10 protein-coding genes and 4 pseudogenes are annotated in these 13,194 nt (G+C 58.5%); 6 read left to right on the forward strand and 8 right to left on the reverse strand.

Going from position 1 to position 13,194, the window contains the following annotated elements; all coding sequences use genetic code 11:
- Positions 1 to 34: 34 nt before the first annotated feature.
- From EJ070_RS19560 to istB, 3 genes and pseudogenes are all read right to left on the reverse strand, one after another.
- Positions 35 to 566: pseudogene (locus EJ070_RS19560) on the reverse strand (UPF0149 family protein).
- Between the two features lie 65 nt (positions 567 to 631).
- A pseudogene (locus EJ070_RS19565) lies at positions 632 to 941 on the reverse strand (transposase domain-containing protein); the annotation flags it as partial.
- Between the two features lie 51 nt (positions 942 to 992).
- Positions 993 to 1,874, reverse strand: coding sequence for an IS21-like element helper ATPase IstB (gene istB, locus EJ070_RS19570; RefSeq protein WP_126092810.1), 882 nt, complete (start codon positions 1,872 to 1,874; stop codon positions 993 to 995).
- A 149-nt stretch (positions 1,875 to 2,023) separates the two neighbouring features.
- Here istB and EJ070_RS37120 point away from each other — a divergent pair, with 149 nt between their 5' ends.
- From EJ070_RS37120 to EJ070_RS19595, 5 genes and pseudogenes are all read left to right on the forward strand, one after another.
- Positions 2,024 to 2,467 (forward strand): hypothetical protein, encoded by a 444-nt coding sequence (locus EJ070_RS37120; RefSeq protein WP_245464614.1) that lies wholly within the window; start codon positions 2,024 to 2,026, stop codon positions 2,465 to 2,467.
- A 248-nt stretch (positions 2,468 to 2,715) separates the two neighbouring features.
- Positions 2,716 to 3,198, forward strand: coding sequence for a site-specific integrase (locus tag EJ070_RS37125; protein ID WP_245464615.1), 483 nt, complete (start codon positions 2,716 to 2,718; stop codon positions 3,196 to 3,198).
- Positions 3,199 to 3,754: 556 nt separating this feature from the next.
- On the forward strand, positions 3,755 to 4,138 hold the full coding sequence (locus tag EJ070_RS37130; protein ID WP_348639558.1) for a tyrosine-type recombinase/integrase: 384 nt from the start codon (positions 3,755 to 3,757) through the stop codon (positions 4,136 to 4,138).
- Positions 4,135 to 5,104, forward strand: a pseudogene (locus EJ070_RS19590) (site-specific integrase). Before EJ070_RS37130 ends, EJ070_RS19590 begins: the two are co-directional and overlap by 4 nt.
- A 151-nt stretch (positions 5,105 to 5,255) precedes the next feature.
- Positions 5,256 to 5,459: pseudogene (locus tag EJ070_RS19595) on the forward strand (integrase); the annotation flags it as partial.
- 926 nt (positions 5,460 to 6,385) lie between these two features.
- Here EJ070_RS19595 and EJ070_RS19605 read toward each other — a convergent pair.
- Positions 6,386 to 7,177, reverse strand: a complete 792-nt coding sequence (locus EJ070_RS19605) for an SDR family oxidoreductase (protein ID WP_126092812.1) — start codon at positions 7,175 to 7,177, stop codon at positions 6,386 to 6,388.
- 431 nt (positions 7,178 to 7,608) lie between these two features.
- Here EJ070_RS19605 and EJ070_RS19610 point away from each other — a divergent pair, with 431 nt between their 5' ends.
- A complete protein-coding gene (locus tag EJ070_RS19610; protein WP_189349955.1) occupies positions 7,609 to 8,289 on the forward strand; it encodes a transposase in 681 nt (226 codons plus the stop codon).
- Positions 8,290 to 8,883: 594 nt separating this feature from the next.
- Here EJ070_RS19610 and EJ070_RS19615 read toward each other — a convergent pair.
- The 4 genes from EJ070_RS19615 to EJ070_RS19630 all read right to left on the reverse strand — a co-directional run bounded on the left by EJ070_RS19615 (position 8,884) and on the right by EJ070_RS19630 (position 13,172).
- A complete protein-coding gene (locus EJ070_RS19615) occupies positions 8,884 to 9,738 on the reverse strand; it encodes an HAD family hydrolase (RefSeq protein WP_126092813.1) in 855 nt (284 codons plus the stop codon).
- Entirely contained in the window at positions 9,731 to 10,804 is a 1,074-nt protein-coding gene (gene alr, locus EJ070_RS19620; RefSeq protein ID WP_189349959.1) for an alanine racemase, read from the reverse strand. Before alr ends, EJ070_RS19615 begins: the two co-directional genes overlap by 8 nt.
- Positions 10,805 to 10,930: 126 nt before the next feature.
- Complete coding sequence (locus tag EJ070_RS19625; RefSeq protein WP_126092815.1) at positions 10,931 to 11,803, reverse strand: dihydrodipicolinate synthase family protein; 873 nt, start codon at positions 11,801 to 11,803, stop codon at positions 10,931 to 10,933.
- 196 nt (positions 11,804 to 11,999) lie between these two features.
- Positions 12,000 to 13,172, reverse strand: a complete 1,173-nt coding sequence (locus EJ070_RS19630; RefSeq protein WP_126092816.1) for a Xaa-Pro peptidase family protein — start codon at positions 13,170 to 13,172, stop codon at positions 12,000 to 12,002.
- Between the last annotated feature and the right edge of the window lie 22 nt (positions 13,173 to 13,194).

Genomic DNA, 13,194 nt, shown 5'->3' on the forward strand with positions numbered 1-13,194 from the left:
CCGCACGGGTATTCTTGCTTGACAGAGGCAGGATTCAGATGCGGGCCGCTTTGACTCGCTTGGGCATGAAGCACGAGCGGATGGCGATGACCGCCTTTGCAACGGCGGCGACGGCCACGTCATCGCAGACGAGAGTTCACCCCCGTTGTGTCGCGGATCGGGGCGATGATGTCGCCGGTTGCGGCATGACCGCGGAGAACGGGGCGCCAGAGCCTTGGAGCGAAATCGGTGGCGAGCAGGAAGGCAGTCGACCAGTGGAAGGGATCGAAGGAACCGTCATTGTGCCCCGCAAAGAGCGGGCGCCAGGTTTCCGGCGTTTCGGCAAGCCCGGTCGAGATCCGGTGATAGTTGGCAACGAACGTCTGCACAGCGAGCGCCTCGGTTGTGCCTTCGAGTGCCATCAGCGCTCGCTCACCTGCAAACAGAGGAATCCATTGGCGCGCGTCGATGAAGCGGGGCCTGATGATGAGGGTGGTCAGATAGCCGTCAACCCCATCCATGCTGAAGACAGGCGGATTGGGCCGCCGCTTGTGCAGGAACGCCTCAAAGGCCGCATCGTCCAGCATCGGGCGCTAAGGCGAGCAAGCCGCGGCGGGCCGAGCGGCGACGGGCCCTTTTGACCGACGAGCGATCATGCTGCCACACGCTCCAGCTGGCCCCGTGCTTCCCGGTCTGCCTTCCAATTCCACGGCAAGAGCTCGTCGAGCCGATTGACCGGAATGGCACCCGAGACGATCTGCTCGAGCACGTCGGCGAGCCAGGTTTCGGGATCGAGACCATTGAGTCGTGCCGAGTTGACCAGTGATGCCAGCACCCGCCCATGTCTCGCCACCACGGGCGGATCCGGCAAAGAGGCTGTTCTTCCTCGTCAGGCAAACTGGTTTGAGCGAACGCTCGACAACGTTGCTATCGACTTCGATCCGTCCGTCCGTGAGGAAGGCTGTCAATGCCGGGTGAAATTTCCCCAAAAGTGCCGAAGTAAAATTCCCCAATTATGCCGCCCCGGACGACACGGAGAATTGGGTATTTTTCGGCGGCCGCCCTCGGGGGCGTGAGGGTGGGGCGAAGGACGGTGGGCTGATCAATGCTTTCGAACGGACGTGTTCAGGCATCAATTCGGCATGTTGGCGCAACCTGTAACTTGATCCTTCGATCTGGACGACGACGGCATGATGCAGAAGCCTGTCGAGAAGCGCGGTGGCGACCACGGCGTCTCCAAAAACATCGCCCCACTCTGCAAAGCCGCGATTGGACGTCAGGATCATTGCCCCTTTCTCGTAGCGGGCGTTGACGAGCTGGAAGAACAGGTTGCCGTCGCCGGCGATGACCGGGAGATAACCGATCTCATCGACGATCAGCAGACCTGGCCTGCAGAAGAAGCGGATGCGTTCTTGCAGCCGTCCCTCGCGCTCGGCCCTGGACAGCGCTGCGATGAGGTCGGCAAGCGTACAGAAGTAGACGCTCTTGCCCGCTTTGACAGCCTCGACGCCGAGCGCCACGGCGAGATGGCTTTTGCCGGTTCCCGGCGGCCCGAGGAAATGGACGGCCTCGTGCCTTTCGACAAAACCCAGTTGCGCGAGGGTGAAGATCCGATCGCGATCGAGGGAGGGCTGGAAAGTGAAATCGAATCCGGCGAGCGTTTTGATGGTTGCCAGCCGACCCCCCCGCAACGCCGTCTTTATGCGACTGTTCTCGCGCAGGGTCAGCTCTTCGGAAAGGAGAATGTCGATCGCTTCGAGTGCCGACAGCTCGCCATGCTCCAGGCGGCGGACAATATGGTCGAGTGCTTCAAGGGCACGTGGCATCTTCAGGCCTACAAGGTCATGGCGAATGCGGTCGATCATCGACGGCACGGAATCGAGCGCGGCGTTCATGGGCGGTTCTCCTGTGCCATAGCTCTGGCGACGGCGTCGTAGAAGGCGAGCGGCCGCTGTGTGACCCGGTCTCCGGATCCATGAAGAATGATCTCGTCATTGTTGACGCGCGATCGCGATCGCGGCGGTGAGCGACACCAGAGGGTCCGGTGGCGAGTTACATTGTTCCGTTTGCCGAATGGCTCGGTGATCGAGGCTACGGTCTGGTTTCCATGAGGAACCAGGTGCTGATGGCGGCAGGCTTCAGCAAATGGCTCGGGCATAAGGGGATTGAGCTCAGTGACATAAGTGGAGGTCACCCTGGGCGTTATTTGCTGGACCGAGCGCAGCGGCCAAAGCTTGGAGATACCGCCGCTCTTCGACATCTGTTAGCTTTTCTGCGAAGTCAGAACGCAATCGCCGAAGAGATTGAGGCCGATCACAACCCATCGCCGGTAGAACAACATGTGCTGGCATATGAGCGGTATTTGCGAGACGCCCGTGCGCTAGCTCGCGAGACGATCATAAATTACCGGCCGGTCGTCCGAGATTTTCTCAACTACCGCTTCGGGATGGTGAGGTCTCGCTCGCACAGTTGCGTGCCGACGACGTGACAAAGTTCGTGCAACAGAAGGTGTCGCGTCTCAACCTGAGGCGAGCGAAGATCACGACGACCGCACTGCGGTCCTTTCTTTCCTACGCGCGGTTTCGTGGGGACGTCACGTTAGACTTGGCGGCAGCGGTCCCGATCGTAGCCAACTGGTCGCTTTCATCTATTCCCCGTGCGATCGGCCGCGACGAGGTGAGCCAATTGCTCGCCAGCATCGATCGGTAGACGGCCATCGGGTGCCGCGACTACGCGATGATCCTCGCACTGGCGCGGTTGGGACTACGATCGAGCGAGGTAGTTACGCTCGAACTCGACGATATCGATTGGGCAACTGGTCAGATCCGTGTGCGCGGCAAAAACGGACGCAACGAGCTTCCATTGCCGGCGGACGTTGGCGAGGCGATCGCCGATTACCTGCGGAAGGCGCGTCCGCGCAATGCCAGCCGCCGTGTCTTTCTACGCGACAAGGCTCCAATCCGAGGCTTCGTGGGTCCGAGTGGACTCGGGTCAATTATCCGACGCTTACTAAAGAGGGCCGGCATCGACTCTCCAACAAAGGGAACCCACCAATTCCGGCATGGGCTTGCCTCAGAGATGCTGCGTGGCGGCGCGTCGTTGGGGGAGATCGGCGAAGTTGTGGGACATCGCCATGTGCAGACAACAGCGATTTACGCCAAGGTCGATCTCGACGCGTTGCGAACACTGGCTTTGCCATGGCCGGGAGAAGCCCAATGAGCGCACTCCGACAGGCTGTTCAAGACTACGTCGAGATGCGGCGAGGGTTGGGGTTCAAATTGCGAGAGACAGGAAGGGGATTGATCGATTTCGTTACCTTCCTGGAGGCCAATGACACGCCATACATCACGACGGAACTGGCCCTTGCCTGGGCTCAAAGACCGTCGCGGGCGCTGCCTTCGCATTGGGCGACCCGGCTGGGATATGTCCGCGTATTCGCCCGCTATCGCGCTGCTGCCGATCCGCGAACTCAGATTCCGCCAGCAGGTTCGCTGCCCTTTCGGCCGAAGCGGGCACGACCGTATCTCTATTCGAAGGTAGACATCCAACGTCTTCTGTCGGCCGCTCTGGAGATGCCATGCCGATATACCCGCTGCAAGCTCAGGCCATGGACATACTATTGCCTGTTCGGATTGCTAAGCGTTTCCGGCCTGCGCCTCGGCGAGGCCCGCAACCTCAAGCTCGCGGACGTTGATTTCGACGCTGCAGTGTTGACGATCCGCGGCACAAGTTCGGCAAATCCCGTCTCGTGCCGATGCACGCGTCGACCTGTAGAGTGCTTCAGGAATATCTCAAACGCCGCCGACATCATTGTGCAGCCCAGGCGGCATCTCCCTATTTGTTCACTTCGCAACTGGGCAATCGCCTTGATGTCGGAGACATTCATCGAACGTTCTATGCTCTGTCTCGCCAGATCGGCTTGCGCGGCATGGATGACAGCCGCGGGCCCCGTCTGCATGACATGCGCCATGTGTTCGCGACGAATACATTGGTGCGCTGGTACGAAGCCGAGCAAGATCCCGAGCGGCTCCTGCCTGTTTTGTCCACCTATCTCGGTCATGTCCACGTGGCCGATACCCAATGGTACCTCACCGGTTCACCCGAGCTGATGAAGGAAGCAATGCACCGCCTTGAGCGCCGCTGGGAGCATCGGGCATGACCAAGCACGCCAGCCTGGCGCCACTCTTGGAGCGCTTTTTCATCCAACGCCTGATGCAACAGCGGCAGTCAAGCCCCCATACAATCAGCTCCTATCGCGACACATTTCGGCAGTTGCTGAAGTTCGCCGCACGAACACTGCACAAGCCGCCGTCTCGCTTGAACTTCGAGGAAGTCGACGCGCCGCTAATCGTTGCCTTCCTTGATGACCTGGAGAACCACCAGGGTATCAGCGTCCGCAGCCGCAACTTGCGCCTCACGGCAATTCATTCCTTCTTTCGCTATGCCGCCTTCGAAGCGCCCGAGCATTCCGCTCAAGCGCTTCGCTCGAACATTGGTCAATTTCCTGACCCGCCCAGAGGTCGATGCCTTGCTGGCCGCACCGGATCAATCGACCTGGTCCGGTCGCCGCGATCACGCGTTCCTCCTGGTTGCGGTGCAGACCGGATTGCGGCTATCGGAGATCACAGGTCTCAAGCGGAATGATCTGTTCTTCGGCACGGGCGCCCACCTGCGCGTCATTGGCAAAGGGCGCAAGGAACGCTGCACTCCGTTCGCCAAGTCTACGGCCGCCGTCTTGAGAAGCTGGCTGAAAGAGCCGCAGCGCGGCGAAGAGAGTATCCTGTTTCCCAGCGCCAGAGGTGAGCGGCTGAGCGTTCATGGCGTTCAGTACATGCTGAACAAACACCGCCAGACCGCTTCTGCCAAATGCCCGTCGCTGAGCGGAAAGCGCGTCACTGTTCATCGTCTGAGGCACACGATGGCCATGGACCTCCTGCAGGCCGGCGTCGATCGCGCCGTCATCGCTCTGTGGCTCGGCCATGAATCGGTCGAGACCACACAGATCTATCTCGAGGCGACGGTGGCGATGAAGGAGACGGCATTGGCAAAGACGCTCCCATATTCCGGTAAGTCATCCCGCTTCCGGCCCGACGACAATCTGCTGGAGTTCTTGAACAGCCTGTAGTTCGAGCTGACTATGGCGGGTGGCCCGGGCGTCTCTGCGGAAAATCTCCTTGTTCCTCAGACGTTTGCCGTTGCGGTCGAAGCTACCCGACATAGTCGGGCGGGGTAGATAGTGACGCCTATATCGATCAAGACATAGGAGGCACTCCCTCGCCATGAAGCTTCTCCAGTCCGGCGTGGACCTTTTGACGATCCAAGCCTGGCTCGGGCACGCACAGGTCGCCACGACCCACCGCTATGCCGCAGCGGATGTTGAGATGATGCGCAATGGACTCGAGAAGGCGGGCGTCACCGGCGATCACGGCGTGCGTTTCCGACCAAATGACTCCGTTCTGCAACTGCTGAACAGCATCTAAATATTATGTGGCGGAAAAATCCGGACTCGGCAGGCCCAGGCTGGCACCAGGAAGGCTCCGCCACATAATCTCGCCCGACGCATAAATAGGGATCGGCTGCAAGAGCCGAGGCGACCAGGGCAACGACACCATTGATGCCGCGGCAAAAGTCGACCGGCTGTGTCGCTAGGCGGGGCTGACGTCGTCTCCGCAGTCGCCTTCGCCTGCACCAGCCCCGCCGTCGCCGCCAGATTGAAAGAAGGCCACGACTTACGCCCCAATGTCGCGCGACCGCCGAGATGTTGGTGCCCGACTCCGCACTCTCCGCGAGCCCCGAGCCTTGTCCGTCGGCGTCTGGGCGAAGACGCTGAGCGCATCCTCCAGCTTGCGCCGCCGTGCGCCACAACGATTCCGCGCTACAGCAAAAGAGCGCGCAGGTGGCTAAGCAATGCCGGGCGTTCCGCCAGCGCGCTCGATGCAGCGCCTGGATGTCCGATTGTACGTCACTCTTGATCGGCACTCATCGTCGACCGCGTCACAGCCTCCGAGATCGCCTCGGTACCGTGTGTTCGTCGTTCTTGTTAGCACATAGGTCGCAGCGGTGTCAGACGGAATCATGTGGCCCAAGGTGGCGAGCATCCGCCCAAGACGATGCGCGCGGCAGCATACTTCTATCGCCACCATGCAAGGCTCCATCGTCCCGACGAAATCCGCAACACCATCCCAACGGAGGCGACGGCGCAGAACAACTGCGTCACCCTCGTCCAGCCCAACGAGGCTGCACACGTTTCTTGCCAAGATCAATTCCGAGAACAGTTATCGACATCGGTCCGTTCCTCTCTCGTTTCAAAACGGAGCAATCCTAAACGGATCGCCTCCGAGCGGCCCTGACGATAGCCGCGCAACCGATTTTCAAAAACGGTCTCGGAGCGCCTGCCGATGCCAGTTTAGTTGCAACCGTTCGGCAGCAACCCAAGATGACTTCCAGCATCAGCAACAATGATCTGACCGGTAATGTTGGACGCTTCCGTCAGGAGGAATAGCACAGCCTCCGACATCTGTTCCGGTGTGCCTACCTGGTGCAGAGGCGTTCGCTGTTCCTCTTCTTCTTTCATCTTTCGGTATTCAACTTCTCCGACTCCGTTAAGTATCCAACGCGTTTGAATGAAGCCGGGGGAAATGGTATTTACCCGAACGGCTGGGCTGAGCCAGCGTGCAAGCGTTAGGGTAAGGGTATTTAGGGCCCCCTTAGACAAGACATAGGGTATTGAACTGCCATTGCCGCTAAGTGTAGTATTGGAGGAAACATTTACAATCGCACCTCGTTCTTTGCGTTCCTCCCATTGTTTTCTCATGGCCGGAAACGCAGCCCGGCTCATCATGAAAGCGCCCGTGGTATTCACGCGAAAGATGCGATCGAAATCCTCGGGTGTGATGTCTTCAAGGTCGCCGGGTTTTTGAAATTTTGTAGTGCCGGCGTTGTTGATGAGACCGTCGATGCGCCCCCATCTGCTCAGGGTCTCACCAACCAGTTTGCGACAATCTGCATCCTGCCCTACGTCGGCCTGCACAACGATGGCATCGACACCTTGCGCTTTAACTTTTATATAGGTCTCATCGGCTTCCTTCTTGCTCTTAGTGTAATTGATCGCGATGTTCCAGCCACGCGCCGCCAGGTCAATGGCGCAAGTCGCGCCCATTCCCGTTGCTGAGCCTGTCACAATTGCTATTTTGGCCATAGTGATTTCATACGCTCCAGACAAATGATGGAATCGACGAGGACTAACGGCGAAAGAGCATCTGCTATAAGTCAACCGACCATCTTATACATGCTAACCTTTGATTATTTTCAAGCACCATTTTTCGCCAACCTGCGTTATATAGGTGTACCACGGTTAAGAGGCTCGTCAACAAAAGGATAATTAATGTAATTTTAAATGAATATGGAGGATTGTTGAAATATATGCCGTTCCCATGTTTGCTTTGTAAACTAGTTATGCCGGCTGCAGGCATGCAGTGCGAAGTTAGGGTCTGGACCCATAAAGTGTTGGCGTCGTCTGAGGAACCAGACCTTCTTTTCCCTGGACGAAGCCAATGCCGTAATCCGGGAGGCTGTCAAGCGGATCCATGCGCCGACTGGACCCAGTGCCGTCGCGATCTGTTCGAGACGATGGAACGGCCAGCGCTCGCCGCACTACCAGCCGAGGAATACGAGTTCGCTGAGTGGCGGCTGGCGCGTGTATCAACAGACTATCATGTCGAGTTCGAACGCTATTTCTACTCCGTGCCGCACAACCTCATTCGAGAGCAGGTGGATGTCCGGGCGACGAGCCGAATGATCGAGATCTTCTTCAAGGGCAAGCGCGTCGCTGCCCATCAGCGCCGTTATGGCGGAGCCCGTTTTGGAACCGATCCGGACCACATGCCCAGTTCGCATCGCTGTTACGCGGAATGGTCGCCCGAGCGCTTCGGGCGCTGGGCTCGTTCGTGCGGGCCACAGACCGAGGGGCTCATCATCGCAATTCTTGCCAGCAGACCGCATCCGGAACAGGGCTTCAGAACATGCCTCGGCGTGCTCAAGCTCTATCAGGCAATCAGCACGGCGCAGGCCGAAGCCGTTTCGGCCCGTGCGCTCGATATCGGCGGCCTGAACTGCAAGAGCATCACCGCACTCATCAAATCCCACAAAGCCTCCAGGCACACCGCCGAACCTGCCGCCGTCGGCGAGCATGCCAATGTGCGCGGCCCCGGCTACTTTCATTATGGAGATAATCAGCAAATGCTGACCAATCCAACCATCGACATGCTGCGCGAACTCGTGTGCCCAGCATGTTCAACCGCTTGGGGGTGAAAGTCCCCTAGCCAACCTGATGGAGGTGAAGGCTTAGCAAAGCGCAAGGGCATTACCGCGAGGTGGTGTCTGAAGGAAGCGTGGAGCAAAACCGCGACCTGACGAACAGAAACCGGATATGAGGCATCCCTAGCCGGACGAGCGGACCAGTCGCTGTGGGAATCCTACGATTCTCTCAAAACGTGAAACGCTCTAGGCTAGGGTCTTGGTGGACGCTGGGCTGCTGCCGAATTACGGATTTACGGGGCCGCGCAAGACGTTCTAAAACCGGTATCTCTGCTGGGCGGCCAAAAGTAAGACCTTATGTCATTTCTGGTTGCCGACAAGGGCTACGATCCAGGTGCGATCCGACGCGTTGTGACGTTGGCGTAGACTCGGTTGTAACCGACGCGAAGCGCGAAACGACGGATTTGGGGAGTTTCGATTATATGAAGGCTAGCCTTCGGACAACAGCGCACGAGCCGTGCTGAGGCCGATCATGCCGGTTTCAACAATGACGACATGGCTCATGCAGGTCTCCCGAGGTATCGAAAGGAAAGGAGACGATCGACTTCCGCCACCGGGGTTGCGGCGGTGCTCGCAGATGTCTTGGAATTATCGGACGAAGGCCGATTTGCGTTCAACCACCCACTCAAAAGCCAATGCCAGTCCGCCAACGTCGCAAGAGGGTGCCACGATGTCTGCAACTTTTTGAACATGCGGCTTGGCATTAGAGACGGTGATTGCCAACCCTGCCCAGCAAAGCAGACCAAGGTCATTATCGGAGTCACCCGCTGCGGCAACGTCCTTTGAACCGAGGCCAAACTCGCGCGCGATAAAGGCAGCGATGACGTCCTTTTGGACGCCACTTGCAACCAATTCCACGAGATTGGGACCCGATTGCGCTACCGTGAGCTCACCGGAAAACTTGCTCGATAGAAGCGTAACGGAAGCTTCGATTGTCTCTTCGGGGAAAGTGGCAAGCAGTTTGAAAGGGGCTTTCGGTGCCTCGTTTAATGTGTTGATCAGTTGAAGACGGTCGCCAGTGACATCGGTGCGCCTTCTTGCAACGGTTTCATCGGACTCAAGGACGAAGCAAGTCTCTAGATCGAACCAGATAGGGCTTCCGCCCAGGTCGTGAACCAACGTCATTGCCTCAAGCGCTGCTTCGCGATCAAGGCGCGCTTCCTTCAGCGTAGTTCTTGACGAGAGCGTTCCGATCCATGCGCCGTTGAAGCAGCAAACCGTATCCGAAGCACCCACGTCGGCATGCACGCGTTCCAACCCCACAGGTGATCGCGCTGATGCCAGAATGAGGGGAAGCCTTACCGAATGCAGCGACCGAGCCGCCGCGGAAACGGCTGGGAGCAACACGTGATCATGCGTCAGCAGGGTTCGATCGACGTCGCAAACGAAAAGCCGTGGCACCGCGGTTCTGCAGCGCTCGCTTACAAATCTGAGGCTAGACATTTGCCCCCCTATTCACGAAGAAGCGCTTACAGCCCCGGCCAAGCGCAATTATCGCTTCGTGCTCGTTTGTACCGATGGTTTCAGCGACTTCCCGGTAGGTAATCGTGCTGCCGACAATTTCGGCCGCTGCCCCGACATGCGCTCCCGTTTCGGGAAGTGCCGAGATGTCCACGGCTGTCAGGTCCATTGACACTCGGCCTACCACGGGCGCGCGCTGACCGCAGAACACCACAGAACCCTTATTGCTGTTGTCGCGCATGAACCCGTTCGCGTAACCAATGGCGAGGATTGCAATTCGTCGAGGTTCAGGCGCATGCCAGGTGCAGGAGTAACCGACTGGATCGCCCTTCTTCAACGTCCGGATCTGGACCACAGGCGCGAGTATGGTCGCAGGTTGTTCCATCGGGTTGTCAGCATCAGCAAGCGGACTGATCCCAAACGTGGATTTGCCGGGGCGGATAATGTCTCCATGCAGTTCGCTTCCAAGAAAAACTCCACAGGAATTCGCGATAGAAAACGGCGCTCTAGGCAAGGGCTGAGCACGTTCAGTCAGTCGGGATACCTGACGGCGGCAAAGATCGATATCGACATCGTCGGCTGAGGCGAAATGCGTCATGTAGGCCTGAACTCTGCAGGACGCGAGCAATGGCTCGGCATACTCGTCATCCTCGGAGGCAAGGCCAAGCCTGTTCATAGCGGTATCAAGATGAATGAAAGCGGGGACCCTCTGGGCAGTCTGTTTTGCCACAGCCGAGATCACCTGAAGGTGCTCCAGCGAATTGACCACTGGAATGATGTCCCGAGCCCGGGCTTCGACCATATCCGCCGGCGAAACGCCATCGAGGACGGCGATGCGTGGTCCGGCGCCAAGATCGGCGCGTAGCGTCAAAGCATCCTCGAAACGAGCAGAAAAGAATAGCTCGGCGCCAATGCTCTGTAGCGCTCGCGATGCCTCGCGCATCCCGTGGCCATAGCCATCGCCCTTTACGATGGCTGCACAGGTGCCACTCGTTATCTGCGCCAGCTTGCGAAAGTTGCGCTGGATGGCGGCAAGGTCGACCAACATGACCGGCCCACTGGAAAGGCTGCGTCGTGCGTCATGCGGAAGGGCGCCGAGGGAATGGGGACGGGTCATTTAGAACCGGCGAATCTGAGGCTCAAGCCGCCCGATGTCGGGCGGCTCGATTTGGCATCAGGCCGAAAGCGCCTCGACCGCGGCTTCGACCAACTTCATCTCGTCCGGCTTCAGCGGCGGCACAGGCATGCGGCACAGGCCGACCCTACGGCCGGTCATCTCGCTCCCGGCCTTAGCGACCGGATTGAAGGGCAGCGTCCAAAGCAGACGGCTAATCGGCTGAAGCGTCTTCCAGACGTTTTGGGCCTGCTCATAGTCCTTGGACTTCACCAGATCCCAGAGCTTACGGATCTGTGCTGGCGCTACGTTCCCGGAACCGGTAAACAGCCCGGCGGCGCCGTTCACAAGTGCGAAAAAATTGAGAAAGTCACAGCCGCAGAACACTTTGGCGCCCTGTGCTGTCAGCTTTTCGATGCGGCTGGGATCGGCGGTGCTATCTTTGATGTAATCCACCCCCTCGATCGCCGAAAAGCGGGCAAAGATCTCCGGCGTGATGTCGAATTGGGTATAGACCGGGATGTTATAGGCCATGATCGGCGTTTTGATCGCCTTGGCGATTTGTTCATAGTGCCAGCGCACGCCCTCTTCGCCCGGGCCTTCGAAATAAGGCGGCAGGACCAGAACCGCATCAGCACCGACGCCTTCGGCGTGCCTTGAGTTCTCCACCGCATCTTCGGTGCGGATTGCCGAGGTCTGGACGATCACTTTGACTCGGCCATTGACGCGTCTGCAGGCCACTTCGGCCAGCTCGCGTTTTTCAGATTCTGACAGGAACGGAAATTCGCCGGTGCCGCCATTGACCGCAATGATATGCACGGCGCTTTCGACAAGCGAGTCGATATTTTCCTCGAAGGCCGCAATGTCGAGGGTTGCGCCATCGTCCTTAAAGGGCGTGCAGATAGGAACGCAAATGCCTTCCAGAGTGGTCATACTAATCTCCTTGTTGAGCAATCGTCATAGCGCAGGTATCCTATTGCGTTCTAACTCTCTGTGTCAGATCATCGGTCGTAGCCTTCAAGGCCCGCTTCCATTTGCCTTGCCAATCGAGCTCCTCTTAGGGGCTCGTCGGACGGAATTCGCGAGCTAAAGACCACGCAGGTGGCAGATCAATTTGTTACTCCGATGTTCACGCAGGACGCTCGAAAAGGTCGCGGGGCACCGTGGTGAGCAGCTCCGCGCCAGTATCGGTGACCTGAACAGTGTCACTGAGCAAGTACGTTTCTCCGCGATCAATGAAAGTAGATTCGAAATGGAAGGTCATATTGGCCACGATCTCGGTGTAGTTGTTAAATGCTAAACTAGGGCCATCGATAAAGCCGAGCCCAAGGGAGTAACCGAAGCGCCCGTCCTCCTTGATGAACCCGTACGGGCGAATAGCCCTTTGATATGCGCGCGCCACATCAGCGCAGGTCGCGCCCGGGCGCATAGCATCGACTACCGCATGGAACCCGGCCATGGCACCCTCATGCCGATGCTTCCGGTGTGGCACAACTGGACCTAGATGAGCTATCCGCGCCAATGGAGCTGGGTACTGTAGCCGGGTCGCGCTACATAGCAGATAATATTCCTGCCCAGCCGCGAATCCGTCGTCCATCCAAGGCTGGTGCGGCGCTTTGGCGAACTCGCCGCCACGGAGATAAACAAGGGGCGCCGGTCCGCCGGGAATGCCTTTGGTGCCGGCACACAGCGCTGACATGGTCGCAGCGACTGCGTCAGGATGCCTAGCGCCGATGGCGATCTTGTCGATGCCAGCGAGTATAGCCCGGTCCGCGATCATGGCCGCCTGGCGCATGTAGAAAAGTTCGCGCTCGGACTTGACCACCTTGCATGCCCCTACCAGGTCACTAGCGTCGATCGGCTCCTGACCTCCCAATGCGGCGGCAAGCTTTGGATAGCTGAACACGCCCAGCGCGGACACTTCAACGCCGATACGTGCGGACGCCTTCACCTTGCTCTTGACAAATTGACCGATGAATTCCCAGACGCTTTGCTCACCTGTGCCGCCTACGTAGCTTTCCGGATATGCGATAACCCGATCTTTCGAGAGCCAGCATCCGGCTTCCGTCGCACCGTCAGCGTCCATCTTGCGCAGGATGAAATAAGGATCGTCATCAAGCGTCACGAGCACAGCGTGATCGCTGGCATCGGGGGCGTCGCACCCGAGGAGATAGAACTGATCGGCCTTCGAGATAACTAATAGCGCGTCCATCCCCGCCTTCGACATTCGAGCACGTACTTTATCGAGGCGTGCGCGATACTCCGACATCTCAAACGCCTGCACAATGTTCTTGACGCTCATATAAGAGCCTCCTCACTTAATC

The organism is Mesorhizobium sp. M1E.F.Ca.ET.045.02.1.1, from assembly GCF_003952485.1.
Taxonomy (GTDB): Bacteria; Pseudomonadota; Alphaproteobacteria; order Rhizobiales; family Rhizobiaceae; genus Mesorhizobium.